The organism is Pradoshia sp. Z4_20 (assembly GCF_058216035.1).
The window spans coordinates 909,107-934,312 of record NZ_JBZAJD010000001.1; the positions used below are offsets into that span (position 1 = coordinate 909,107).

At 35.5% G+C, this 25,206-nt stretch carries 29 protein-coding genes; 20 read left to right on the plus strand and 9 right to left on the minus strand.

From position 1 onward, the window contains the following. Nucleotides 1-22: 22 nt before the first annotated feature. Entirely contained in the window at nucleotides 23-760 is a 738-nt protein-coding gene (locus AC4BHP_RS04420; RefSeq protein ID WP_490551376.1) for a DUF4397 domain-containing protein, read from the minus strand. 166 nt (nucleotides 761-926) lie between these two features. On the opposite strand from AC4BHP_RS04420, the gene msrA reads away from it, so the two are divergent. The 3 genes from msrA to AC4BHP_RS04435 all read left to right on the plus strand — a co-directional run bounded on the left by msrA (nucleotide 927) and on the right by AC4BHP_RS04435 (nucleotide 2,965). Next, nucleotides 927-1,451 (plus strand): peptide-methionine (S)-S-oxide reductase MsrA, encoded by a 525-nt coding sequence (gene msrA / locus AC4BHP_RS04425; RefSeq protein ID WP_490551378.1) that lies wholly within the window; start codon nucleotides 927-929, stop codon nucleotides 1,449-1,451. A 35-nt stretch (nucleotides 1,452-1,486) separates the two neighbouring features. Further along, on the plus strand, nucleotides 1,487-1,876 hold the full coding sequence (gene msrB / locus AC4BHP_RS04430) for a peptide-methionine (R)-S-oxide reductase MsrB (RefSeq protein WP_490551659.1): 390 nt from the start codon (nucleotides 1,487-1,489) through the stop codon (nucleotides 1,874-1,876). Between the two features lie 318 nt (nucleotides 1,877-2,194). Then, the gene (locus AC4BHP_RS04435) at nucleotides 2,195-2,965 is read left to right on the plus strand and encodes a DUF7683 domain-containing protein (protein ID WP_490551381.1); all 771 of its coding nucleotides are present in this window, start codon (nucleotides 2,195-2,197) and stop codon (nucleotides 2,963-2,965) included. Between the two features lie 118 nt (nucleotides 2,966-3,083). Here AC4BHP_RS04435 and AC4BHP_RS04440 read toward each other — a convergent pair whose 3' ends face one another. Next, nucleotides 3,084-4,184, minus strand: coding sequence for an SGNH/GDSL hydrolase family protein (locus AC4BHP_RS04440; protein WP_139891805.1), 1,101 nt, complete (start codon nucleotides 4,182-4,184; stop codon nucleotides 3,084-3,086). A 148-nt stretch (nucleotides 4,185-4,332) separates the two neighbouring features. On the opposite strand from AC4BHP_RS04440, the gene AC4BHP_RS04445 reads away from it, so the two are divergent. From AC4BHP_RS04445 to AC4BHP_RS04485, 9 genes are all read left to right on the plus strand, one after another. Continuing rightward, a complete protein-coding gene (locus AC4BHP_RS04445; protein WP_066107118.1) occupies nucleotides 4,333-4,494 on the plus strand; it encodes a YjcZ family sporulation protein in 162 nt (53 codons plus the stop codon). Between the two features lie 209 nt (nucleotides 4,495-4,703). Further along, nucleotides 4,704-6,167: an NAD(P)/FAD-dependent oxidoreductase gene (locus tag AC4BHP_RS04450; protein WP_066107115.1), complete on the plus strand. Its 1,464-nt coding sequence runs from the start codon at nucleotides 4,704-4,706 to the stop codon at nucleotides 6,165-6,167. Between the two features lie 320 nt (nucleotides 6,168-6,487). Then, nucleotides 6,488-6,712, plus strand: a complete 225-nt coding sequence (locus AC4BHP_RS04455; protein ID WP_077248138.1) for a YozE family protein — start codon at nucleotides 6,488-6,490, stop codon at nucleotides 6,710-6,712. Between the two features lie 102 nt (nucleotides 6,713-6,814). Then, nucleotides 6,815-8,569: an ATP-binding protein gene (locus tag AC4BHP_RS04460; protein WP_490551384.1), complete on the plus strand. Its 1,755-nt coding sequence runs from the start codon at nucleotides 6,815-6,817 to the stop codon at nucleotides 8,567-8,569. A 386-nt stretch (nucleotides 8,570-8,955) separates the two neighbouring features. Next, nucleotides 8,956-9,654: a germination protein YodN gene (locus AC4BHP_RS04465; protein ID WP_066107111.1), complete on the plus strand. Its 699-nt coding sequence runs from the start codon at nucleotides 8,956-8,958 to the stop codon at nucleotides 9,652-9,654. A gap of 225 nt (nucleotides 9,655-9,879) precedes the next feature. Continuing rightward, nucleotides 9,880-10,200 (plus strand): YodL domain-containing protein, encoded by a 321-nt coding sequence (locus AC4BHP_RS04470; protein WP_066107108.1) that lies wholly within the window; start codon nucleotides 9,880-9,882, stop codon nucleotides 10,198-10,200. A gap of 102 nt (nucleotides 10,201-10,302) precedes the next feature. Then, the gene (deoD, locus tag AC4BHP_RS04475) at nucleotides 10,303-11,007 is read left to right on the plus strand and encodes a purine-nucleoside phosphorylase (RefSeq protein ID WP_148629813.1); all 705 of its coding nucleotides are present in this window, start codon (nucleotides 10,303-10,305) and stop codon (nucleotides 11,005-11,007) included. A gap of 390 nt (nucleotides 11,008-11,397) precedes the next feature. Then, nucleotides 11,398-12,207 (plus strand): M15 family metallopeptidase, encoded by an 810-nt coding sequence (locus AC4BHP_RS04480; protein WP_490551385.1) that lies wholly within the window; start codon nucleotides 11,398-11,400, stop codon nucleotides 12,205-12,207. 63 nt (nucleotides 12,208-12,270) lie between these two features. Next, entirely contained in the window at nucleotides 12,271-13,752 is a 1,482-nt protein-coding gene (locus AC4BHP_RS04485; RefSeq protein WP_254654731.1) for a S41 family peptidase, read from the plus strand. An 82-nt stretch (nucleotides 13,753-13,834) separates the two neighbouring features. Here AC4BHP_RS04485 and AC4BHP_RS04490 read toward each other — a convergent pair whose 3' ends face one another. Further along, nucleotides 13,835-14,083: a DNA alkylation repair protein gene (locus AC4BHP_RS04490; RefSeq protein ID WP_066107097.1), complete on the minus strand. Its 249-nt coding sequence runs from the start codon at nucleotides 14,081-14,083 to the stop codon at nucleotides 13,835-13,837. Nucleotides 14,084-14,310: 227 nt separating this feature from the next. Here AC4BHP_RS04490 and AC4BHP_RS04495 point away from each other — a divergent pair, with 227 nt between their 5' ends. The 3 genes from AC4BHP_RS04495 (at nucleotide 14,311) to AC4BHP_RS04505 (ending at nucleotide 15,625) form a co-directional block, all read left to right on the plus strand. After that, nucleotides 14,311-14,670 (plus strand): FixH family protein, encoded by a 360-nt coding sequence (locus AC4BHP_RS04495; RefSeq protein WP_490551388.1) that lies wholly within the window; start codon nucleotides 14,311-14,313, stop codon nucleotides 14,668-14,670. Nucleotides 14,671-14,996: 326 nt separating this feature from the next. Beyond that, the gene (locus AC4BHP_RS04500; RefSeq protein WP_490551660.1) at nucleotides 14,997-15,206 is read left to right on the plus strand and encodes a helix-turn-helix transcriptional regulator; all 210 of its coding nucleotides are present in this window, start codon (nucleotides 14,997-14,999) and stop codon (nucleotides 15,204-15,206) included. After that, nucleotides 15,203-15,625 carry a hypothetical protein gene (locus AC4BHP_RS04505; protein WP_490551389.1) on the plus strand — a complete coding sequence of 141 codons (423 nt, stop codon included), beginning with the start codon at nucleotides 15,203-15,205 and terminating at the stop codon, nucleotides 15,623-15,625. The genes AC4BHP_RS04500 and AC4BHP_RS04505 overlap by 4 nt, the downstream gene beginning before the upstream one ends. A gap of 446 nt (nucleotides 15,626-16,071) precedes the next feature. On the opposite strand, the gene AC4BHP_RS04510 is transcribed toward AC4BHP_RS04505, so the two are convergent. Both AC4BHP_RS04510 and AC4BHP_RS04515 read right to left on the minus strand, forming a co-directional pair. After that, the gene (locus AC4BHP_RS04510; RefSeq protein WP_490551390.1) at nucleotides 16,072-16,458 is read right to left on the minus strand and encodes a hypothetical protein; all 387 of its coding nucleotides are present in this window, start codon (nucleotides 16,456-16,458) and stop codon (nucleotides 16,072-16,074) included. A 261-nt stretch (nucleotides 16,459-16,719) separates the two neighbouring features. Continuing rightward, the gene (locus AC4BHP_RS04515; protein WP_490551393.1) at nucleotides 16,720-17,769 is read right to left on the minus strand and encodes an IS1595 family transposase; all 1,050 of its coding nucleotides are present in this window, start codon (nucleotides 17,767-17,769) and stop codon (nucleotides 16,720-16,722) included. 545 nt (nucleotides 17,770-18,314) lie between these two features. On the opposite strand from AC4BHP_RS04515, the gene AC4BHP_RS04520 reads away from it, so the two are divergent. Beyond that, a complete protein-coding gene (locus AC4BHP_RS04520) occupies nucleotides 18,315-18,797 on the plus strand; it encodes a DUF6385 domain-containing protein (protein ID WP_490551397.1) in 483 nt (160 codons plus the stop codon). 41 nt (nucleotides 18,798-18,838) lie between these two features. Here AC4BHP_RS04520 and AC4BHP_RS04525 read toward each other — a convergent pair whose 3' ends face one another. After that, nucleotides 18,839-19,333, minus strand: coding sequence for an Hsp20/alpha crystallin family protein (locus AC4BHP_RS04525; protein ID WP_490551399.1), 495 nt, complete (start codon nucleotides 19,331-19,333; stop codon nucleotides 18,839-18,841). Nucleotides 19,334-19,462: 129 nt separating this feature from the next. Here AC4BHP_RS04525 and AC4BHP_RS04530 point away from each other — a divergent pair, with 129 nt between their 5' ends. Continuing rightward, the gene (locus AC4BHP_RS04530; protein ID WP_066107081.1) at nucleotides 19,463-20,227 is read left to right on the plus strand and encodes an SDR family oxidoreductase; all 765 of its coding nucleotides are present in this window, start codon (nucleotides 19,463-19,465) and stop codon (nucleotides 20,225-20,227) included. A 109-nt stretch (nucleotides 20,228-20,336) separates the two neighbouring features. On the opposite strand, the gene AC4BHP_RS04535 is transcribed toward AC4BHP_RS04530, so the two are convergent. Beyond that, nucleotides 20,337-21,701, minus strand: coding sequence for an MATE family efflux transporter (locus AC4BHP_RS04535; protein WP_490551402.1), 1,365 nt, complete (start codon nucleotides 21,699-21,701; stop codon nucleotides 20,337-20,339). Between the two features lie 181 nt (nucleotides 21,702-21,882). Between AC4BHP_RS04535 and AC4BHP_RS04540 the strand changes: the two genes are divergently transcribed. After that, the gene (locus AC4BHP_RS04540) at nucleotides 21,883-22,032 is read left to right on the plus strand and encodes a YflJ family protein (protein WP_077248137.1); all 150 of its coding nucleotides are present in this window, start codon (nucleotides 21,883-21,885) and stop codon (nucleotides 22,030-22,032) included. Between the two features lie 64 nt (nucleotides 22,033-22,096). Here the strand turns inward: AC4BHP_RS04540 and AC4BHP_RS04545 are convergent, their stop codons facing one another. Together AC4BHP_RS04545 and AC4BHP_RS04550 are read right to left on the minus strand one after the other, a co-directional pair. After that, nucleotides 22,097-22,654: a GNAT family N-acetyltransferase gene (locus AC4BHP_RS04545; RefSeq protein ID WP_490551407.1), complete on the minus strand. Its 558-nt coding sequence runs from the start codon at nucleotides 22,652-22,654 to the stop codon at nucleotides 22,097-22,099. Nucleotides 22,655-22,932: 278 nt separating this feature from the next. Further along, nucleotides 22,933-23,715, minus strand: coding sequence for an undecaprenyl-diphosphate phosphatase (locus AC4BHP_RS04550; RefSeq protein WP_490551409.1), 783 nt, complete (start codon nucleotides 23,713-23,715; stop codon nucleotides 22,933-22,935). 162 nt (nucleotides 23,716-23,877) lie between these two features. Between AC4BHP_RS04550 and AC4BHP_RS04555 the strand changes: the two genes are divergently transcribed. Continuing rightward, nucleotides 23,878-24,201: a DUF4870 domain-containing protein gene (locus AC4BHP_RS04555; RefSeq protein WP_490551411.1), complete on the plus strand. Its 324-nt coding sequence runs from the start codon at nucleotides 23,878-23,880 to the stop codon at nucleotides 24,199-24,201. Nucleotides 24,202-24,325: 124 nt separating this feature from the next. Next, on the plus strand, nucleotides 24,326-25,132 hold the full coding sequence (locus AC4BHP_RS04560) for a hypothetical protein (RefSeq protein WP_490551412.1): 807 nt from the start codon (nucleotides 24,326-24,328) through the stop codon (nucleotides 25,130-25,132). Nucleotides 25,133-25,206 lie beyond the last annotated feature (74 nt).

A 25,206-nucleotide genomic window follows, 5' to 3' on the forward strand; every position in this document is an offset into this window, starting at 1 on the left:
TGGATACAATTCCTCTCTTTTTTTAGATAAACACAATTTCAGGATCTTTATGTTCATTTCCCGAGCTTAAAATAACCATCGTATATATTTGGTCGGGATGCAGGGTGACGGAAAAAGGATCAAGAATCATTTCTTTCAATCTTGAACATTTCACTAAAATTTCTACTGTCATCGGAGTCAAGCCAAGATACGAGCTGGGCTTTTTATAGGCTAAATTAGAAAATATGGTATCTCCACCTGTTACAGCGATATCGATACCAGCTGAATCAGGATTTAGATTTAGGCAGTTTAACTTTGTCTCCCTGGTCGGAAGAGTAAGATTATCCTCGATTGAAAAGAGAGAATATCCTTTTTGATTTGCTGCAGCAATAATGGTATAAGGGGTTCCTTCTTTAATGTCTACTTTTCTGCTTAACAAAGCGGAATGTGATTGGCCGCTCGGATAAAGATCAAATTCATATTTCCCCTCAGGCAGTGATAAATAATGACTAACAGATTTAGAGGGGACGTTCTTGAAAATTCGTGTTCCGTTTATATATAAATCTATGCTTTTTACAGATGGAAGGGCATGAAAAAACCTTATCTTACCAAGCGTAGTCCGCTCATTTCCTGCCCCTTGATGAAGTAACTGATCCATATAATGCAGATGTCTATAGTAATACTTAATATACAAATCAGGATTTGTATATTTGTAATACTGGGAGAGTAAATCGTATTCCTTTGCCTTCTGATAATAGCTTTGTCCATTCATAGAGGACATTGGTCTCACTCCTCGCACTTCCAAATTATATTCTAGCTATATGCAAGAGAGCTTAGGCATGTGTCTTTATATAAGAAAAGTCTTAAGCAAACCATTTTCTTAATTGACAATAAAAGGGTAGAATATCTATACGTTTATAAATATAAACTCAAAAGGAGGTAGGATGATGGAAAAAGCAATATTTGCCGGTGGGTGTTTTTGGTGCATGGTAAAACCCTTTGACACATTTCCAGGAGTAAAAAGTGTTATTTCAGGCTATACAGGCGGACATAAAGAAAATCCTACTTACGAGGAAGTTTGTTCAGGTAGTACTGGACATGTAGAAGCAGTAGAAATTACATTTGATCCAGCTATTATAAAATATAAATTAATTGTGGAGCTATTCTGGCAGCAAATTGACCCAACAGATGCGGGCGGACAATTTTGTGATCGAGGAGACTCCTATAAGACAGCCATTTTCTATACAACCGAGGAACAAAAGGAAATTGCGGAGCAATCCAAAAAAGAGTTGGGTAACAGCGGTAGATTTACAAAGGAAATTGTAACACCGATTCTTCCTGCCAAAACCTTTTATCCAGCTGAGGAGTACCATCAGCATTTCTATAAGAAGAATAAAGATCATTATGAATCCTATCAAGCAGGTTCAGGGCGTTCTGGGTTTATTAAAGAGCATTGGGGTGAAAATAATTGACCAATTATTCTGATCGTCTAAAAGAATTAACACCTATGCAATATGATGTAACACAGCGAAGCGGTACAGAACCGCCTTTTCGAAATGAATACTGGGACAACCAACAAGAAGGGATTTATGTGGATATCGTTTCGGGAAAGCCACTCTTCAGTTCAAAGGATAAATATGATGCGGGGTGTGGCTGGCCAAGTTTCACAAAACCTATTGATGAGTCTGAAGTAATCGAAAAGGACGACTATTCACATGGCATGCGTCGTGTAGAAGTCAGGAGTAATGAAGCGGATTCCCATTTAGGGCATGTATTTCCCGATGGTCCGGGTCCTGAGGGGATAAGATATTGCATTAATTCTGCCGCACTAAAGTTTATTCCAAAAGAAGATTTAGAAAAAGAAGGATACGGGCTATATAAAAAGTTGTTTAGCTGATATTAAAGTGTAAAGGATAATCTCTCTGAGTTAGGGCAATATTGCCCGCTCGGGTGATTGTCCTTTTTGTTATGTAATCCGTATTCGTAATAGAGCAAATGGGTTTTGGAAAATGTGAATCTGTTATTTTTTCTTTATGATATATTTTTACATCATTATACCTAACGGGTTCTCGTTTCATTGTAAGAGCTTTTACAACCTTAAATTTCCTTGCAAAACACGAGATGTTAAAAAGCAAACTCCTGCAATTTGGAATTTCAAATATGAAATTTAATGTAAATGATATACTTTACTTACGGAGAATGGAGGAGGGGCAGGGTGGTTAAACAAATAAATTTTCAGTGGTGTGTCACAAAGTATAATCCAGATTTTAGGGATGAAAATGGATACTATACCATAGCGGAGGAATGGACTTGTCCATCTGAAATAGGGAAATTTATTAATGGGAAAGAATTCACTTTTGATGAATATCTTCAGGTTGAGACAGCTTATATAAATTCCATCATTAAATTCATGGAGGAAAGTAATTCACTAAGAATTTTACAATTGGAAAAGATGATTTCTGAAGAAGATCGGACAGCACCTTTATACGAACAGGAATTTGAAAAGCTGGTTCTCAAAGAAGACCTGATGGTAAACAAAAATGAATCGCGCTTGATTTGCAAAATGGTTATGCGAAATTTTTTATGGTGTAAACTCTATAGTAAAGATCAATTCTTCATACACTTTGGTTGGGATTACTATATGTATATTGGATCCAATGTAAGTTGTCAATCTGCTATTCGATTTGCTGAAAGTAATGGGTTGTTTGTTGAACCATGTACGTCACCATATTTTTTCTCTGAGGAAGAAACAACTAGGATGATTCAATGGAACGAAATTGATGATGAAGATAATATAGTTATTGGTGAAGAGGAACTGGTATCTATTCCGTTAGATGAATATCGCAGGATTTTTAACTTATCAGCAGAACATCCAGTTACTGGATATTTTGAAATTAAAAAAGAACAAATGGGATTTTTTCAAACATTTTTGGAGCACAGGATGAATTTTGGTAAATATGAGTATTGCTTTTGCGGTGAAAAGTAATTGAAAAGAGGAAGCATATTCGCTTCCTCTTTTGCTGTTACGTGTTATTTTTTCTAGTGGAAAATGAATTGAGATTCTAAATTCAAAAAGAGAAACCGTAACAAACAGTAGTTCCTTATTAATCTTTATCCTTTTCAAGTATCCCAGAAATCCTAATATAAGATTCGTTCGTTGAATTGTATTTACTTTGAAGTCCGGTAGGAACAATCTTTAGTTCATGTGTACCTTCCCCGAGGTTATTGGCCAGATAAATATATCTTTCTTTTTGAAAGGGCCACCAAGTACTGATGGTACTATGAAATTGATCATCTATATAAATATTCGCCGTACCACCATCTGGACCGCGAAATAAAACGGCGCCAACAATTGGTCCATTAAATTGATAGATTAATTGACTCTTTTCTTTATTTGAATGGAGAAATCCATTATGTTTCGTAAACCCGTTATTATAATTGTATCGACCATTCATTTTTAATTGATACTCGTTTTGAATATATTTGGCTTTAGGCAGAGTCACTGATTTTTGTGCGTGATCCAATGTACTAAGGGTGTTAAAGATTTCATTCGCATATAAAGAGTACCCTTTTCCATTTGGATGAACGGAGTCCTTTGTTAATTCAGAAATCGATAATGGCGACTGTTTAAAGACTGGTCGCATATCTACTGGGACAGCTCCATAATGCTGGCTGATATCCTTGATTGTTTGGGCAAACCCCTCATCCGGCAAGCTGCTCTCAATCACAGTTATTACGTTTGCTTGTGGTGCACTGATTTTAGCGTGCCTGATTAGATTCTCATACAATTCGGCAAAATCGTCTTTCAGCATGTATTTCCTGTCATTTTCACCAAAAACAATGAAGATTAAATCTGTGTATGGGGAAACCTTTGTTTCTTGCAATTTATAGATGCCTTCAAATGAAGTGGCACCGCTTTGAACAATATATTGTCCGTTCATTTTGCTTCCATATTTCTCATGAATCATGTTTTCTAATTGGGAGAACCAAGTAAGTTCAGGCTTTTCTGCTCCCGATCCGCGACCAATACTGTCACCTAATACTAAATAGCGAATTTTTTGTCCATTCTCTAATTTATCCATTAAGCCTTGTGTTTGGCTTTTGCTGTAAAATACATTAAAACTGAAAAAAAACAATAAACCTGTGGCAACCATCACAACAAGTAATAACCCTTGCTTGCGTTTGAAAATACGATTAACCCCCATTTTTCTTTCTATAATCTAGTCTGATGTTACAATAATGTTACAATATTTACATAAAAAAGGCAATCAAATTAGGCGAATGCACATACCTAAAGGGCGAATAACACATATAGTAAAAATGTAATGATGAACTTCTAAAGGAGTGAAACAAATGTATTACGGTGGTCAAGATGGATGTTTCAGCGGTTGCGGTGGATATGGTTACGGTGGAGGTTACGGACACGGAGGAGGTTTTGGTTCCGGATTCGCATTGATTGTTGTGTTATTTATCCTCCTTATTATTATCGGTGCTTCTTTCTGCAGCCCTTGCTGATTAAAGGGAAAAAGGACGGTTATCCGTCCTTTTTTAATGGATTGGTAAAAAAATATCTTATGTTTGGATAAAAACTACATATAAACACTTTAAAGGCGAACAAAAATATAATTTACAAAAATAATGTTCGTATTTTCTGTTGACGGTTCATGTTCGCTTTGGTATGATTTTTAGTGCGGAGCAGACCTATAAATGGAGGAGATCCTCATATGAAAACGAATTATGATGTAATTATCGTGGGTGCCGGTCCTGCCGGAATATTTGCTGCCTACGAATTTACTCTAAAATTACCGGAAGCGAAGGTTCTTTTAATTGATAAAGGTCATGATATATATAGACGGAACTGCCCAATATTACAGAAGAGAATAGTTAAATGTCCGCCACCTACTAATCGAAAGAGCTTTGCGGGTTGTTTGCCTGCTTGTTCCATTACGAACGGATTTGGTGGAGCTGGTGCGTATTCTGACGGGAAATTTAATATTACAAGCGAATTTGGCGGGTGGATGACAGATTATTTATCAAAAAATCAAGTTGTGGAACTGATAAAATATGTAGATGCAATTAACATAAAGCATGGTGCTACTGATACGCTTACGAATCCAATGAGTGAAGAAGTGCGCCGAATTGAGAAGTCAGGCTATGCAGCAGGGTTAAAGCTATTGCGAGCTTATGTACGTCATTTAGGAACGGAACAGAATCTTGAAATTTTAAAAAGTATTTATGAATATTTAAAAGACAGAATAGATATGGTTTTTAAGGCAGAAGTAGAAGATGTATTAACTGAAAAGCAGGATAACCAATATGTAGCCAAAGGAATTGTTCTTAAAGATGGAGAAAAGCTATATTCTGATTATGTCGTGGTCGCACCGGGGAGAGACGGTTCCAAATGGTTAACAGAGATTCTTAAAAAACGTAAATTTAAAATGACGAGTAACCAGGTTGACATTGGTGTGAGGGTTGAAACATCCAATGTGGTAATGGAAGAAATCAATAAACATTTATATGAAGGTAAATTTATCTACAATACCTCTGTTGGTACGCAGGTTCGCACATTCTGCTCCAATCCTTCCGGGCATGTTGTAGTTGAAAATCATTCTGGAATTATGCTGGCGAATGGTCATGCTTATAAAGATCCTGAACTTGGCAGTGATAATACAAACTTTGCATTACTGGTATCCCATAAATTTTCTGAGCCGTTTGATAAGCCTACAGAATATGCCCATGAGATATCAAAACTGGCAAATGCCCTTTCAAATGGCGGTTTAATTATTCAAAAGTACGGCGATATTTTAAAAGGAAGACGATCTACTGTTAAGAGAATAAAAGAAGGTTTTATCGAGCCTACTTTGAAAGAAGCAGTTCCAGGAGATTTAGGCTTGGTTTTACCCTACAATACAATGAAAAGTTTAATAGAAATGACCGAAGCATTAAATAAAGTAACGCCAGGATTAGCATCTGAGCACACATTGTTTTATGGAGTAGAGGCAAAATTCTACTCAGCAAGACCAAATTTAGATGAGCACTTTCAGTCAGACATATTAAATTTATATGTAGGTGGAGACGGAGGCGGTATTACAAGGGGATTAGCGCAGGCAAGTGCCTGTGGGGTCTGGGTAGCGCGTGATATTATCCGTAAAGTTCAGGAAGTAAAAGTAGAACCGGTTTTAGTATAATGAAAACCTCGGGATATTCCGAGGTTTTTTTGTGAATTAATGTTATTCTGCAACATTTAATTGTTTTATAATATATGGAAATGTATTGTATTCATGTATACTTGTTACAGAATAGAAAGAAGAATTATCCGCAATATACATAGTACCAAAAAGATTTGGTGTCATTGTTGATTAACAAAATTATTATATAAATGAAGGTAATTCGTATCATTATTCGCGTGAAGTACCCCAAATCAACAAGGTAAATAATAGCATTATGTAGTTTTTTTAGGTAATATGTATAATGCATAATTAATGTTAAATGAGTGGAGCGAAAGCAAGTGAAATCTTTTTATCGATTTTTAAACACATATAGGCATGCCCTGGAGAAAAGTGAGATGTCCATGTTTGCTGAAAATGTTTTTCATGATCCCGGTTTTCCTAAGAATTCGTCTGATTATCATGAAATAAGTCTGTATCTAGAAATGAATGTTGACTATATATTGGACATGAGCCTATTTGACGATGCCTGGAATCTTTACCTTCAGCATATTGGTGAGTTATAGTTTGTAGAAAATCAGATTAACCATATCAAAGCTTTATTAAATTTTTAGTAGGATTCTTAGCTTTTTAGCAATTGAATTTAACAGAAAGAAACAGGTGTTCCTATGCCAGTTCGATTACAAACCCGTTTGTTAAGTTATTCTCTTATTATTTCAACGGTTCCTTTACTATGCCTTGGGATTATTTCGTATTCGACCCAGCGATCGTTAATTGAAAATCAAGTTAGAATGACATTGCGAACGGCCGCTTACCATGCGGCAGATACAACAGATCGTTTTATAGATGAGAGAATCAGTGATCTAGTTTATTTAAGTCGGCATACCGATATAGAAAGTGACAATAAAACGCATTCATTGAATTTTTTGAAGGAATATGTTGAATCAAAGCCGATTTACTCTGGATATATCTATGTTAATAAGGACGGGGATGTAATTCCCTCGGAGGAGTATAATGATATCACTCCTTATTTTATAAATAGTAAATCCTTCGAAAAATCAAGTGCAGGCATTCAGTATTTGTCTAAAGTGTATAAATTAGATCGTGAAAAGCCATTTTTTTTGATTAGCACACCAATTTATACGAATGATAATGAAATAAATGGAGTATTTGCTCCAACATTTAATTTATTTCATCTGTGGAAAACGATAGAGTCCAATTTAACACTTGAGCGTGAAAAATTTCCTTATACAGCTTTTATGATTAATCACGAGGGCTGGATTGTATCAGAGCAAAATGAAGATAATATTATGAAAACAAACTTTCTGGAGGAAAATAATCTTTCACTAGATGAATTGATTTACTCTGATAAGCAAAATGAATTAATTCAATCTAAGGATGGCAAGCAGTTATTTGCTGTGAAACCAATCAAGGAAAGAACTGATGCCCAGGAGCAGTGGTATGTGGTTACCGAAGCTAGTAAAAAAGTTGTATATGCTCCATTGCTGCAATTAATTGATCGTTATCTAATGATAGGGTTAATACTGCTGATTGGTATTTTACTATTTGTCTATTATATATCTAAAACAGTAGTTAAGCCTGTTGTCAGGATGGCAGAAGGTGTGGAGAGATATACGAACGGAAAAAAATATAACCAAATTGAAAGTACATATCATGAGCTAAATGTACTTAATAGGGCCTTTATTTCCATGATAGAAACCTTGGAACAACGGGAAAAGGAGATTCTCAGAACGGAGAAGCTTAAATATGTTGGCCAATTAGCGGCCGGGGTAGCCCATGAAATCAGAAATCCTATTACGACGATTCGGGGGCTTTTCCAACTATTAAGAGATCATCCCTATGATGAAAAAATATTTAAAAATTATATTGATATCATTATAGAAGAATTAAACCGTATGAATAGAATAGTCGGCGAATTATTGAATCTATCAAAACCATATCAATTACTCTTGAAAAAATATTCAGTTACTGAGTTGATTGAAGAAATTATTTTACTGCAAAGAGCGGAGTTAAATAAAAATAATATTACAATATTAAAAGATATTCATCATGAAGGAATCATTTATACAGATCGAAATCGTCTTTATCAAGTAATTTTAAATATAATCCAAAATTCTCGAGATGCTATGAAAGATGGCGGAACGATCAGCATTTTAACAGATTGTTTTGAGAATAAAATGAAATTAATCATTAAGGATAATGGACCGGGTATTCCAGCAGAAACGTTATCCAAGCTTGGTACCCCATTCTTTACGACTAAAGAAAATGGTACCGGATTAGGACTGGCAACGAGCATGAAAATCATGGAAGAGTTAAAAGGTACATTTGAAGTAACAAGCGTAGAAGGAGAAGGAACGAGCGTTATTCTAACCATTCCTTCCGATGAAGATATTTCTACTTAACTATCGCATGAAAATTTCATAGCAATCTGCTTATTCATATTTACTTGAATAAGTGGATTGCTTTTCTTTTTTACGAAAAAGATTGTATTAGTTGAAATTAAAAACTATGTCTTTTTCCGACAGTCATAGAATGGGTAACAATTGATTTACTGTAAATACAGTAGGGGACAGGAAGAAAGCAGCTAACTCTGTCACAAATCCAGTCTAAATCGGTGAATTAAGCCAAAGTCAAAAATATAAATCTTTCCCCAATTTAATCCTTTTACTGAATCAAGTATTGTTTTTTCGGGAAGATGGCTAAAAGAGTTTAAATAATAGGCTTCCCCTCAATTAAAGAGCTGCATATACTGATAAAAATTCTACCCGAACTGCGAGGGGTGGCAGCAATGGGCAAGCGTAATAAACCGAAGTTTGCAATTGGTAATTCAGTAGTCATACTTGTGAACGGAATCGTGGGTAAAGTGAAGTCTGTTCAGGAATTTAATCAAACCTATGTATATGAGGTCCAAGGTGCTGATGGAGTATTTACGGAATCATCCTTAATGCTTGTTGAGGATTTTGAAGGGCTTTTATTTGAAGCAGAACATGTAAATATTGATTACAAGTATTTTTTTGGAGATTTAGTGCAAGTGAAAGGGTATGGAAAGGAAATCTTTAAAGTCATTGGGTTTCGAACTGAAATTTGGAGATATAAAGAAGAATCGTGGGAAGATATTATTTATGAATTATCTAGAATTACAGACAATGAATGGCTAGAATGCAATGAGGATGATTTGATTTTTCTTGCAGATGCGAAAGATGCAGAACAATTTTTGAAGAAACATGCTCTTAATCAAAAATTGAAATCAAATCAGTATAAGAAACTAACAGAGCCCTCACCGCTCGCACATTTAAATAAAAATGGTAACCAGGAGTCTGATCATCAAGAGAAAATTAATCATCTTCTCGATATTTATAATGATTATCGAATTTTACGTGACATGTTTGGTGATGAAACCTATGGGAAAGTGATGAAAACTGCTATAAAAAAACTAGAAAAATTAGTGGCCGATCAAACAACAAGAGAGAAAAAAGAGCCTCACTAAACAAAAAACAGACTTCTCCTGGTCTGTTTTTTGATTCAACAAATATATGCAGATTGTAAATTGTTCTCTAACCACAGGGGTGTAAGCATTTAACAGCATACTTTATAAGAAAAGACTAGGCCAAAACTCATAAATTTAGGATTCGACAAAACTAGAAGTTTTTCATTGCAGGAATTTGTTATAGGAAGGGTAAATTTAAATAACAAACGTATTAGGAGGGAAATTATGCTTAAACAAAGAATTTTAAAGTGGTCGGCTTTGCGAAGAAGAGAATATGAAATCGCCATTTTTCAAACAGAACACCCTCGGGATAAGAAAGGATATAAACAGGTATATCAAGGCTACATAGATGGAGAAAGTCATACGGAAGTCATTAATAAATTGTTTAGAAAGTTTAATATAAGAGATTTAATACCTGAGAATTATAAGGGAAGAACCATATCAAGTGGTGATATCATTATGATCGGGGATAAGTACGAGAAAAAGAGTTATTACCAGCTTCAATCTGGCGGTTGGGCTGTAGTGAACCGAATTCACGTTTGTTAAAATCTGAATTATCGGTAACTTTATCTTTTTAAAAAGCCTATGGTATAGTTATAGTTGAATATAGACATTTTTGTCTTTACATAAAGGAGGAAATATTCAAACATGAGTATACATATAGGCGCTAAAGAAAACGAAATCGCAGAAGCTGTGCTATTGCCGGGAGATCCATTGAGAGCAAAATATATAGCTGAAACATTTTTGGAAAATCCTGTTTGTTATAATGAAGTTAGAAACATGTTTGGTTATACTGGGACTTATAAAGGGAAAAAAGTGTCTGTTCAAGGGACAGGCATGGGAATTCCATCCATCTCTATTTATGTAAATGAATTGATGCAAAGCTATGGTGTACAAAAATTAATTCGTGTAGGAACATGCGGTGCGATTCAAAAAGATGTAAAAGTGAGAGATGTTATTTTAGCCATGACATCATCAACTGATTCCAATATGAATAAATTACTTTTTGATGGAATCGACTTTGCCCCTACAGCTGATTTTGGCTTATTAAAAAAGGCGTATGACACAGGTGTGGAAAAAGGCCTTAATTTAAAAGTTGGTAATGTATTTACTGCAGATCAATTTTACAATGATAAAGCAGACCATGAAAAATGGGCACAATATGGCATCCTAGCCATTGAGATGGAAACCACTGCGTTATACACTTTAGCTGCTAAATATGGCAGACAAGCATTATCCATTCTTACTGTCAGTGACCATATCCTTACAGGTGAAGAAACGACAGCTGAAGAGAGACAAACGACATTTAATGACATGATCGAAGTTGCTTTAAATACTGCTATTGAATCTTAATATTATAAAAACAAGAAAGCTCTGGTGAAAACCAGAGCTTTTTTTTATAATTGTACTATTGATGTATTATTTGAATTTTTGTATTGGATTATCAACTTAGATTTTTTAAAAAAACCGAGCAGGTTTGGAACATTTCAGCTATACTTGAAAAGGATTGGCGGAAAAATCAATATATCACTATTTAAAGCAAATGTATTCGAGTGACCAAATAGTACACTCCTTGATGACTAACAACCTGTTTGAATCTTCAGAAACTTAGTATAATACAAACAAAACTTAAAAACATATCAATTTAAAAAGTTACTAAAATAATAAATAACATAGGCTGATTTAATGGGTTTTTTTTGAAACAATAAACAGCTAGAGAGAGAGAATTGTGAGGGACGAGAAATGAGAAAGATACTTCTTGGGATGATGATGGCAACGGCTTTATTACTCACAGCATGTAATGATTTATCCATTGACACAGATCAATCGAAAAAAGAAGAGAATGAGAACCATACGCAGCAAACGATTGGAAATGAACAAGGGAATCAAGGGTCGGAAGAGGATGATAATAGTGTGAATCTGGCTGCTGAATTCTTAAATGATATTAAGGTTGAGGATGGAGTGAACTATATCCAAAATCCTGATAATATTCTTGTGTTGGTTAATAAAGAAAATAGTCTGCCGATTGGTTACCGAGCAGATGATTTGGTGAAACCCAATGTTACTTTTTCGTTTATAGGAGAGCATGAAAAACAGCTGATGAGAAAGGAAGCTGCAGAGGCGCTTGAGAAGATGTTTACTGCAGCCAATGAAGAGGGAGTACAATTAGCAGCCGTGTCAGGTTTTCGTTCCTATGAAAGACAGGTACAGCTATATAATGCGGAAATTGAAGCATCCGGTATAGAGTATGCCCAACAATCGGTAGCGGAGCCTGGTAAGAGTGAGCATCAAACAGGTCTAACAATGGATGTATCGAGTGCAGAGAATAATTATCAGCTTAATGAAGATTTTGGCTCTACAACAGCCGGACAATGGCTTGCCCAAAATTCTGCAGAATATGGATTCATCATCCGCTATCCAAAGGGTGACGAGAAAACAACAGGGTATATGTATGAGCCCTGGCATATTAGATATGTGGGAAAAGCCTATGCCACTGATATGAAAAAACGCGGCTTGACCTTGGAGGAATACATCCAGCTGGCAACAGAGTAGGATATCATTTGGAGTTCTGATATAATATAGTTAATTTTAAGGCAGTATAGTTCAGTGAAAGTGGTGAACCAGTTGGATTCAGAACAAGATCAAGAACAAGCAAACAAGCCGAAGGGCTATATTAAAGTTAGATGGATTTATCTTATTTTAGGATCAGCTTTACTCATTATCCTTAGTGTTTTTGCAACAAGGTACATAATGGATAACACACAACAATCAACATCAGGAATCAAGATTCCGCTTAGCGGATCTAAAAACGATATGGAGAAAATCAAAAGTGCTATGGATACCTTGGAAAATAGTTATTTCCAAGAAGTGGACCGCGATAAATTAATTGATGGTGCCATTAATGGAATGGTAGAATCACTTGATGATCCATATTCGGACTTTATGACACAAGAAGAAGCCGCCAGCTTTCATGAAAGCATTTCCTCTTCTTTTGAGGGAATTGGGGCAGAAATAATGTCAGAAAATGAACAAATTGTAATTGTTTCACCGATAAAAGGTGCACCTGCTGAGAAAGCAGGATTAAAAGCGGGTGATATTATTTTAAAAGTAAATGATAAAAGCCTGCAAGGGATGTCGTCCAGCGATGCCGTGCTCTTAATCCGTGGGAAAAAAGGGACAGAGGTTAATTTAGTAATCCAGCGTCCCGGTGCAAGTAAGACAATGAACGTTAAAATAATACGTGATACAATTCCTGTAAATACAGTTTATAAAGAGAACTTAACGGATGATATTGCAAACATACAGATAACCAGCTTTTCTGAGAATACAGCTGAAGAGCTTGAAAAAGTATTACGTGAAGTGGAAGAGCAAGGTATGAAGGGAATTGTGCTTGATTTAAGACAAAACCCGGGCGGATTGCTTGACCAAGCTGAAAAAATAGCGAATATGTTTGTTCCAGCCGGTGAAAATCTCGTACAGATTGAAGACCGCAGCGGGAATAAACAAGTAGCAAAAGCGACAGATACCGGTTATAAATTTAAATTGTCAACGGCTGTACTAATTGACGAAGGCAGTGCCAGTGCTTCTGAAATAGTGGCTGCAGCGTTAAATGAATCTGCTGATATTCCGATTATTGGTGTGAAGTCATATGGGAAGGGAACTGCTCAATCAGCAATGGACTTCACAGATGGATCCAATTTGAAGTTTACGTATGCAAAATGGCTGACACCGGATGGCAACTGGATTCATAAAAAAGGCATCAAGCCGGACATTACTGTCAAAATGCCTGATTATGCAAATTTATCGTTTATTGATCCTGAGGAAAAGCTAGAGCTTTCAAAAATGTCGCCAGAAGTTGAGAATGCTGAAAAAATGCTTAAAGCACTTGGATATAATCCAGGTAAAGCCGATGGATATTTTGATGAGAACACTGTAACAGCGGTTAAAAAGTTCCAAAAGGATCATGATTTAAAAGAAACAGGTGTGATCCAGGGAGACACCACAAATAAATTAATGAATGAATTAAGAAATAAAATTACTGAAGAAGATCCACAGCTAGAAGCAGCTAAGAAAAAATTGGCTGAGGATATAAAATAAAAAAATCGCTTCTCCATTCCAGGAGAGGCGATTTTTTTGGTTAATGTTTCAGGAAAGAATATGAATGTGCTTTGAATCAACATTATTTAAACGAGCGTTCACCAAATGCAATAAATGTTTTTTCATCTTCAATTAAACCGCAGGCAGCGCACTGGATTCTTCTGACAGGTCCATTATAGGGTAAATGAAAGGCGTCTAATTCATCGTCTGCGTACATTTGAATAACAGTGCCTGATTGGGGATCAAGTTTCACGTAAATGGGAGTTTGTTCAATCACATTAAAACGTGACCGGTTTGTTTTACAGTTTGGACAACAATATGGATGGCTCACATGTCTAACCTCCTTTTAGTATAGGTTTTGTAACCTCATCCAGAAATATACAAGTAGGGAATAAAGAAAAAAATGAGAAAGAGAAAACCTGAATATTTGGGGAATTTTTCAACTAATTACTGGTCTCTAATTCCAGTTTTGGAGTATGATTAGAATTAGTGGATTGTGAATGATAAGGGGTTGGAATTAAGTTGTTTAAAAAGAATGTATTATTTTTGAGTCTATGTATGATCACAGTAATAATCCTGTTCGGATGTCAGGACAAAGCAGCAGATGAAGAAATGCCAGCTATCATTGATGTCCAGGTAAAACTTTCACCTGAGGCGGCCATAGTGAATGAAAATGTACTTTTTGAGGTGACCGTAACACAGGGGAATGATAAGGTGACGGATGCTGAATCTGTCGAATTTGAATTTGGCAAAAAGGATGGTTCGGAAAAAGAAAAAATTGCCGTTAAGCATAAAAAGGATGGTATATACAGTCTTGAAAAGTCATTCTCTCAGGAAGGGGACTATTATATGATCCCTCATGTGACAGCAAGAGGAATGCATGCAATGCCAAAGAAAGAATTTACTGTTGTTAATTAACGATTAATGGATGATCTCAGGATGATTACTCTTTCGTAACCATGATTGCTAATAGTTTGAAATAGAGGAGCAGCTTCTTTGCTGTCTCCTTTTTCTGTTTACGTACCAGATAGTTTAAGGCAATTTTCACAAAGATATCCTATAAAAGTAAGAAACCTATTTACTTAATTCATTGCTAGAATAACCTTTGTAGGTGTATATACGATGAGTTTTTAATATTGAATAAATAGAATAAAGCCTAATTATGTAAATATATCTTTACATATTTGGATTTTATTGGTATAAAATTATGTAAAGATATATTTACATCTAAAGGAGGGATATGTATTCCCGTTAAAAATAATATTCGTGAAATTAGAAAAGAAAAAGGTATTACTCAATTAAAAATGGCTGAGGATTTACAAGTTACTAGACAAACGCTTACTGCAATTGAAAAAAATAAGTACAATCCCAGCCTTGAACTTGCACTAAAAATACTAAAGTATTTTGAGGTTTCCATTGAAGAGATTTTTATTTTAGAGGGGGATGACGAATGATTGTTAAAGAAAGAAAAAACTTGAGAAGGATTATGGAAAAATGGACACCATTCTATATTATTATTTGTACGTTTATAGGTGCTGTTTTAGGTTCATTTCTTGCTTATTTTTTTCAAGGTGAATTTCCATATGAAGTGCTTATGGGTGGTTTTGCAGCAACTATCATTTTGACAGTAATACAATTGATTAAACAAAAACGTAAAAAGGATAACTTACCTGAAGCAGATGAACGAGTCATACATAATATTTTCCGTTTTTTTGCATTTGCATCACATATTACTTTGGCTATCTTATTGATGGGTTTAGCGGTATTCACACTTTTAGGAAATGAGTCGATTTCAATTCTTTATCTATGGATTTTTTTCTTTGCGTATATTTGGATTGTAGGTATAGGTACCTTAATCATTAAAGTTAGATGATCTTATAATCTTCTTTTATTACTGAATATTTGTGCTAACTCTATTATTAGGAGGCGTTTTTAAATGTTTAACTTCCCAAAACTAACAATGATTAGATTCACTAAACTGTTAATTCATTCCGTTATTCTTATTATCACCCTTACTTTTTTAGCTTTATTAAGTGCAGACATAATTGCGTGGGTTATTGGAAGACCTATTGAAAATAGCACAGGTTACGTAACTTTAATTACGATAATTTGGGTTTTCTTTGCTTTACAAAGCGAAAAATATAAGAAACAGTCTGTGTGAATCATTTTAATTATTGGCTCTGTTAAAGTTCAATGTTGATATCACTTATAAAAACGGAACTGCCTAATTTGGAAGTTCCGTTTTATAATATTTGCTTAATTTTACTAACGCCCCCGTTAGTTGAAAATAAATTTATTGTTTATATACTCATTGTGTTATTAGAGAGGATTCTTTTTTAAGAAGTCAATAAGGTCGTTTAAGCTAGTAGTTTGATGTCGTAGTCCCTTGTGATCAAATGCAAGATAATTTGGTTTGTCCTCAACAAATTCAATAGATGGTAAAATTTCTTGTGCGGCTTCAAGAGAGCTTGCATTGGTTATTTCACTTACATAATCAATGCCTTCTTGTTCAAATTCTGAACCATCAAGTTCATCTCCAGCCACATATAATACGTACTTATCTTTTTCTTTCGATTTGATTATGTAGTTTTCATCAAGATTACATCCAGATACAATGAGGGAACTAAATATAAATAGATAAAGAAATAGAAATCTTTTATTAATAGTAATCACTCCAATCAACAATTTGTAACAGTTCTTGTTCAACTAAACTACCTCGTTTTTGAAACAAGATATATTAATGTTTATCGCGTATTTCCTTTAAAAGTTCTATGACCCTAGCATTTTGTTTTTCAATCGACTTTAAACTCTTTTCTATTGTACTGGTAGAGATAACTATCACAATTAGAATTGCTATTCCAACAAAGACCAATCCAATCTCCTCCATTCCAACTCGTTTTGTAATAGTTTACCATTAAAATCCCTTATTGAGCTAAACTGCTTCGTTAGTTGAACAAACAGTAATGTTTATATCGTGAATCTAGATAACCTAAGCGTATCATACGTTTCGATATTTTGTATTAAATTCCCTTTAATCATCAAGTCATTCATAGTAATAGGATTCCTTTGATGTTGGATGGATTCTAACACCTGAAACCAAGTAAGGTAATTATTCAGATATTTAGTTGCAACTCCATTAAAACGTTGTATCCATCCTTTAAGCCTTCGGTGATAATTGTTAACGTTCTGGATATGGTATAGTCCCTTTGTGCGAACCTTACCATCAGACTTGAATTGATAAATATCCATCCCTTTTTCAGCAGCATATGTTTTAAAGGCACGCCAAGAATCAGTGCATAAAACATTTTCATTTGAAAGTTTATGTCCGATAGCTTTGTCTAACTGCTCTTTTGTTAATCGACCCATTCCCAATGTCCGCGAAAAAGTCATCTTTTCACGGTCTCTTGCGACTAAGACACAAACTTGTTCGTTGCTTATACCCCGTTTCTTAGCGGAACCTCCACGTTTGCGGGGTTTTCTGTCTTTTATCTTTCTTTGTCCTTTTTCTGAGTATAGGAAATAGGTCTCGTCCATTTCAACGATACCTTCAAAATTAGATATTTCAATTTGTTTTAATGATGATAAGAGTTTATGCCTCCAGTAGAACAATGTAACGTGAGTAACATTACCAACTAATGCAGCAGATTTACGCAGAGAATATCCCTCTATCATACATTCGATGAATTTAATCCATTGATTGAGATGGCGTGTTCGATATAGAGCAGTATTTGTTAGGTCAGTAAATGTCTTTTTACACGCTTTACAGCGATAACGTTGCTTTTCTACTTCATCGCCATCAACAATCGTTGAGTATGTTCCATACCGAACGATATGTTCCGATTCGCAGTCAGGACAATGATAACCGCTCTTATTTTTGCGTTCAGATATTTCTTGCAGAACAGTTCCTGTCGAAGAAGATGCAGTAAGTACATCAATTAAATACTCTCGTAGTCGGTGCTTTTCTGCTGGATTTAGTTTTTGAATGGCTTTAAGAATATCAGTTGCTCTCACGTTCATCACCAACTTTTATATAGTTAAACCTATTATAGAACATCAGTTCCTGTTAATCAAATTATCAACAACAGACTTTAACAGAGCCTAATTATTAAAAATAGAATCGTATAAATAGAAGAAATCTGCGAATATCTTAGGGTAGAAATTTTCAAATGTATGTTTGTGTGATTGTTCCTTTATCTTGCCTTATTCGGCTAAATGGACAGTCATCGGAGCATTAATATCGGAAATAGAAATATGGTTAACGAGACATTTACTCCAAGTAGGATCAATGCCCCATTATATGTTGTACTCCTTATAATACAAACTGGTCAGGTAAGCACAATAAGCATGTTTAGAACAGTTACAGTCTAAATGAAGAGGTTTTCCTCCAGGAGAGTGATAACATTGTATAAAAAATGAGTGACATAAATTTTAAATATTCTATTGGTCAAAAAGTTATAGAAGTAGACACTGATAAGAATTCATTTATGCCTTCTTTTCCGAAAGATTGATGCATACACATATAGTTAATTACGTTATGCATCGATAGAAAGGAAGGGTCTATCTTGACAATTCAGGAGAATGATAAAAAGGTAATTGAACCATCTCAGGTGTACAAATTACATAGGGAAGAAAAACAATATACCGCTGAAACGCATAATCAAACAGAATTCAGGATAAAAGAGATTGCAGGATTGGATGTTGGAGAGTTTAATAATAATGCGCATATAAAAAGGGAAAATCATGAATTTGTTAATATAAAAAAAGAGTTGTTTTTTAAATCAAATGGCAATGCACATATCATTTTTGATGTCCACAAATTCAGGTATTTTACGGTTGCAACTGCAAATCCAAATGATAAAGGAATCCATGTTTCCTTATCAGTAAGCCCTGATAACACGATTTATGCCTCTTTGATTGAAAAGCGATTGGTTAACCAGGGTAAATTAGAAATATTGGATTGCCCTAACAGGCTTAAATATATGAAGGTGGCATTCAATGGGAAACCGGGAGATAAAGTTCTTGTATTTTTACAGGGAGAAAAATAAAGGATAGTAAAAAACTGGCCCTGTCATCCAAGCCAGTTTTTTTACCATTCAGGAATAGAAATTTCTGAATAGTTTGATTCATTCACCTTAAAGAGAATGATTTCCAGGATTTCATCCCGATATGAAGATTTCGCTCCCTTTTTTTTTACCGGAGCAGGTAGATGAAAAGAGTGTTTCTCCTCTGGATCCGGGGGTAAACCGGATAGGAGAAGCTTTGTAGAAGTATGGTATACCTTAACGTTAGGTAAATGATCCTCTTTTATTGGGATTCTAATGAAAAGATAATCATGTGTTTCCAGAATATCTACGGAATGTTTTGAATGGATCACCGTTTGCTCATCTGGTTCTGGACTTGATTTAAATTGTTGGTTGATCATTCCTCCTAATTGATCAGGTGATAGCATGGAGAATAATTGTTCCATCTGCTTTTCCATACCTGGCTGATTAAGGAACTTCATCCAATCTGGCATTTGGTTTTGATTTTTGGGAAAAAGGCTCCACGGAAACAATTGATCACCTCGACTTTCAAGAGACATATTAGGTTAACTTACTATATGCGATAAGGGTAATTGTCGTTAATGCAGAAGTCAGCTTTTGATTAACGGAAATGTCATTTTTCAATGTATAATACAGATAGTAAATACTGCCTGTAGGGGGAGAAGAAGTTGACTCGGAAAACGGCTTTAATTACTGGTTCAGCAAGAGGACTGGGCAGAGCTACAGCAAGGCAATTAGCTATGGATGGGATAAATGTCATTACGACCTATCGTACTAATCAAAACAGTGCCATCCAAGATATGCAGGAATTAGCTCAAAACTACAACGTGCAAGCTTATGCTTTGCCATATGATGTAACAGTTCAAGATCATCATCGCAAACTAATTCATCAATGCTATGAATTATGTGGTGGAATTGATATTCTGATACATAATGCTGGTCCATATATACAGGAACGTAAACCAATGATGGAATATATGGAAGAAGAATGGGAATATCTTATTAATGGGAATTTATCGAGTATGTTTTACTTAGCCAGATTGGTTATTCCCTATATGCGAGTGAATAAATGGGGAAGAATTATTACCATGGGGTTTGATCAGTCAGACCACGCTCCGGGCTGGAAATACCGTTCTGCTTTTGCTGCTTCCAAAACGGGATTAACCTCCTTGACAAAAACGCTGGCTTTGGAAGAGGCGGAGTATGGAATCACAGCCAATATGGTTTGTCCAGGGGATATTGTGGATCCTTGGAAGGAAAGCTTTCGTGTAGAAGAAGGTATAGTATCAGAAAATGTTCCGGTTGGAAGGCCTGGAACTGGCGGTGATATCGCACGTGTCATTTCGTTTCTATGTGCAGAAGAAGCTGACTTTATTACAGGAACGGTTATTCCAGTAACAGGTGGGCAGGATGTTTTATCAAAAACCAGATAAGCAGCTTGACCTTGAAAATTTAGTATGTGTAACTTTGTCTGAAAAATCATCGTAATAGATAGTAAATAAAAAAGTTCGCTTGGTTTATTCAAGCGAACTTTTTGTATGGTTAGCTATTTGAAGTGTGCACAAATTTTCTTTTTTGAACGTATAACAATCTCAATGTTAAACCAGTTGCCCCAACAGCTAGGCCGGAGATTAATCCAATCCAATATCCAAATGCTCCAAGGTCGGTATAATTAGCAAGGAATATGCCAAGTGGCAGCCCTATAATCCAATAGGATAACAGGGACATAAAGAACGTGATATTCACATCCTTATAGCCTCTCAAAGCACCCTGGATTGGTGCCTGAAGAGCATCGGAAAGCTGGAAGAAGATGGCGTAAATTAAGAACTGAGCTGTTAATGAAGCTACCACAGGATCTTTAGTGTATAGAAGAGCAATATAATCTCTGAAAATAAATAAGAAGATAGCACTAATGCCTGCAAAACCAATCGCACAAAAAACACCAAGTATTGAATATTCTTTAGCTGCTTTATAGTTCTTGGCACCTGCCTCATGGCCGACAATGATTGTCAATGCCATCGCAAAGCTAAGTGGTACCATATACAAGAAGGATGAGAAGTTCATGGCAGCCTGATGTGATGCAATCGTAATCGTATCATATGAGCTCATAGCCAGCGTAACTGCTGCAAAGATACTGGTTTCAAAAAAGATGGACATACCTATTGGGAATCCAATTTTCATTAATTCAACCCATTCCTTAAAAACGGGCAATGGCCATGATTTTAAAATGCCAAAACCGGAGAAAGGCTGTAATCTAATGATAATCACTGCTGCAACCAGAGTGATAACCCAATAAGTAATTGATGCAGCGATTCCTGCACCAATACCGCCAAATGCCGGAACACCTAACTTTCCATAGATAAACATATAGTTAAGTACCACATTGACTGGGATCGCAATAAGGGTGATTAGCATGGAGACGGTAGTTTTCCCTAGTGCGTCAATAAATGAACGAAGTACATTGTAAATCATAATTGGTAAGATTCCGAATGCCAAAGCAACTAAATAACCATAGGCTATTTGATAAACATCCGGCTCAAGATTCATGCCTGTTAATATCGGTTTAAGCACTAAAGCACCAGCGCCAATTAGAATGATGGACATTGCGACAGCTACATAAATCGCCTGCATAACAGAAAAGCGAATTTTATCCGCTTTTTCTTTAGCCCCAATTAAGTGGGCGACGATTGGTGTTACTCCCAGTAAAATGCCGGCAAGTCCATTATAGAAAGGACTCCATATAGACGTGCCTATGGCTACTCCAGCTAGGTCTTTAGGACTTGCTTGCCCGGACATAAACGTATCAAAAAAGCTGATAGCGAACAGTCCCAGCTGTGTAATTAATATCGGGAGGAATACCGAAATTATTCTTGAAAAGTTACTCTTTGTAAAAATAGATAAATTCATATCCATGCCCCCCGTATAAAGTAAGTATGACAATAAAAAATTATACCACAAAATAATTCTGCTTTTTAAACTTTAATTTTTACTTAAATTGGCTGGATTATGTTTATTCAGTTATGTGTCATATTAGTTAGAATCACTCATATATTGTATAACGAATAAAACAGAGTGGAGTGAGGAGAGAATGGCATACATAGGTTCGAAGGGTTGGTATGTGGCCAAGCTAAAAGAAAATGGTATAAGAAGGCATCCTGTTGAACGGAGAAAGCTGGAGTTGTACAAAACATATATCTTGAGAAAATTATACGAACAGCAAAAGATAACAAAAGAATAAGGGTCGCTATTACGAAAAAAGGTGTATGCACAGTCTATTAGGCAGACTATGCATAACACCTTTTTTAAGCTTCTTTTATATCAAATACAGACACCTCTGCTGGTTGTCGCATTTGTGATAAAGTGAAGTGGTCCTTTGTTATCTCGAATAAATCAAATGAATACTCCCCTGAGTTGATTTCTTCATATAAGGCTTTTCGACTTTCGTTTGCAAGCATAGTATAGGGCATCTTTTGAGCTGCTTTAAAAGAACGAATATTTTCTTTCTTTATTCTCAGAAAGACCGTTTCAATCTCAAGCTCAAAAAACAATTCTTCAAAGAAATGCTGTTTAGCCAATTGGTTATATCCTTTTCCATGATAGGGTTTCCCTAACCAAGTACCTAAAAAGCCAGCCTGATTGGATACATCATAAAGCGTTATCGTGCCAATTGGATTTCCCCACTCATCGAGAATGGTACGTGAAATCAGTTCGCCACGCTCCTCAGCTTCAATCATTTGTTTAGTAAGAAAGAGATATTCTTCATATTGATGCGTTTTATGGCGCACAAAGGGGAAGACATCGGGGTGAATCATTAAATCAAACAATACAGGACAATCAGATAAATCACGTTTTTTCAACATACAGATCCCTCCGTATGAGGGCAGCCGCTAACTGCGATTTCCCCTCGAAATTTTTTAATGTAATATCAAAAAATTTCGGGGTGGGAATCGAACCCACTAGGACCATTACTGGTGGCGCACCATTTGCCTTCCCTAATTTTCGCTTATACAATTTTCAAAAATAAACTATTTCTGAAAGTATCATACAAGAATTTTTAGTAAAATGATATATTTTTTTTTCGTCATTTTTTGTACATCTTTTTAACGGAATTTAATGCCTATTTTTATCCCATAATAAATTAAAATATATTTAGGTGCTGAAGTATTAATATGACAGCTCCCAATAGAATGACATAGATAGCAAAAGGCTTTAACGAATGATTTTTAATGTATTTAATCATCCAGGAAACAGCCAGATAACCAAATATAGCAGAAAAGATTGTACCGAGAAATAAACCTTGAAATGAAATCGCTTCGACGGGTCCTGTGAATAAATCTCTACTCTTAAATAATATTCCTCCGAATATTACTGGCATGGAGAGAAGGAAGGAAAAGTAAGCAGCGGTTTCACGGTTAAGCCCGCTGAAGAGTCCAGCTGCCATCGTAAAACCGGATCGAGAGATGGCTGGGAAAATGGCGGCCGCCTGGAAAGTTCCAATAAATAACGCTTGTTTATAAGTAATGCTCTCTAAATTTTTATTTTGTTTGGGCATAATATCTGCATACCATAAAACAATTCCAGTTATAAGGAATTCCCAACCAATTGTAACCCCGGATTTAGAAATACCTTCAAAATAATCATTGAATAGTACACCTGCTAATACTGCAGGGATTGTCCCGATTATCAAAAGGAATGTCATTTTCGAAAATGGTTTTTTAAGAAGTTTTATAATTTCATGCCAATAAAAAATCAGCAATGCAATTAGTGTCCCTGTATGCAGCAGGGTATCCAGTAATAATCCTGCTTCATCGAGACCGAATAAATGTCTCCCTAAATATAAGTGACCCGTACTGGAGATAGGGAGAAATTCAGTAAGTCCCTGGGTGATCCCCAGTACTATTGCTTTCCATTCTTCAAACAAATTAGTCAGCCTCCTCATGCAGGTTACAAAACCAAATTTTTATACTTGTCTATAGTTTCTGTATAGAGTGTATGAAGAACTGAAAGAAATCATGAAAGCTTTGAAACCTAAATGAGGAATGAATCGTATAAATTTATATAGAAGTACAGGAGGTTTTAAATAATGAAAAATACAAATGATAAATTATGGGCAGTAGCCATCTATATCAGCAGTTTTTTCTTAGTGCTTGTTGGGCCACTCGTTATATGGTTAATTAAAAAAAATGATTCAGATTTTATCGATTATCATGGTAAGGAATATTTAAACTTTTTAATCAGCTACACGATTTACACCTTTATAGCATTTATATTGGCGTTCATCGGTATTGGTTTTATCCTTGCTTGGCTGATTGGAATATATGTGTTGGTATTTACAATAGTGGCTGCTGTAAAGGCATATTCTGGAGAATATTATCAAATCCCATTAACACTTCGAATATTGAAATAGCAATAGCTAAAGACCTTGGCATTATTTCTGCCGGGTCTTTTTTAAATCCGTTACTATTTTGGAAATGTCCAGCATAGAATGTATGGATGGTTATCAGGTTTAAAAAATTGGCGGTGAAAAATCCTTGACTACTAAGCATTATTACCAAAAAATTCATAGTATATATACAGCAGAATTAGTTGCATACTTTGTAGTCGGTCTTCTCTGTTTTTTGTTTGCCTGGTTGAATGGATTCGATATCATATTAGCTGCGTGTGTTACCTGTCCTTTTATAGTGCTGGTTCTTTTTTCTATGAATCGTAATTTCAGACTGAAAAGCAGAATGAAGAAACTTCCGGAAGCGAAAGAGGCTGATGAGGAGGGCTCACCGCTGACGAACAGCCAATATTTCCTTGGATTTTTACCAGCCCCGACCCTTCATATGGCTATTTTCTCACCAGAAGGTAATCTGGTTGGATCTCTTAAAGATAAACGGGAAAATATTTGGATGTGGATTATTCCAGCTTCATTGCTTATTTTTTTACCGAGAAGATATATCTTATCTGACAGCAACGGTCATGTATTATGTGAGTATCGAAGCCGTTTTGGGTTAAATGGGGATATTGAAATTTTAACGTCTGAGCAAGAACAATTAGGCAGGTATAAGCAATCTAAACAACTGGGAAAAAAAAGTACAAGCAATGTGGCAAACCCATATGGAATCCGCCAATATGGCGGTGAAATCCTACATGGATCTGAATTCATTGTTGAACAAACATATGATAAGCGGAAAATTGTACATTATTCTTGCGGATGGATGCCGGCATACTACAGTAAACATTTTCTTGATCCCAATACACCTCTCCTGACATTTACGGAAGGAGCAACAGAGGATGAAAAGAGAATAGGCTATTGCTTTTGCCTTGATTACCTTCAGCAGCAAAACCACTGACCACTCCTATAAACGTCGCTAAACTTTAGCTTGTTGCACAATATGTTTTATAATGGTGAAATAGTGAAGAGAAT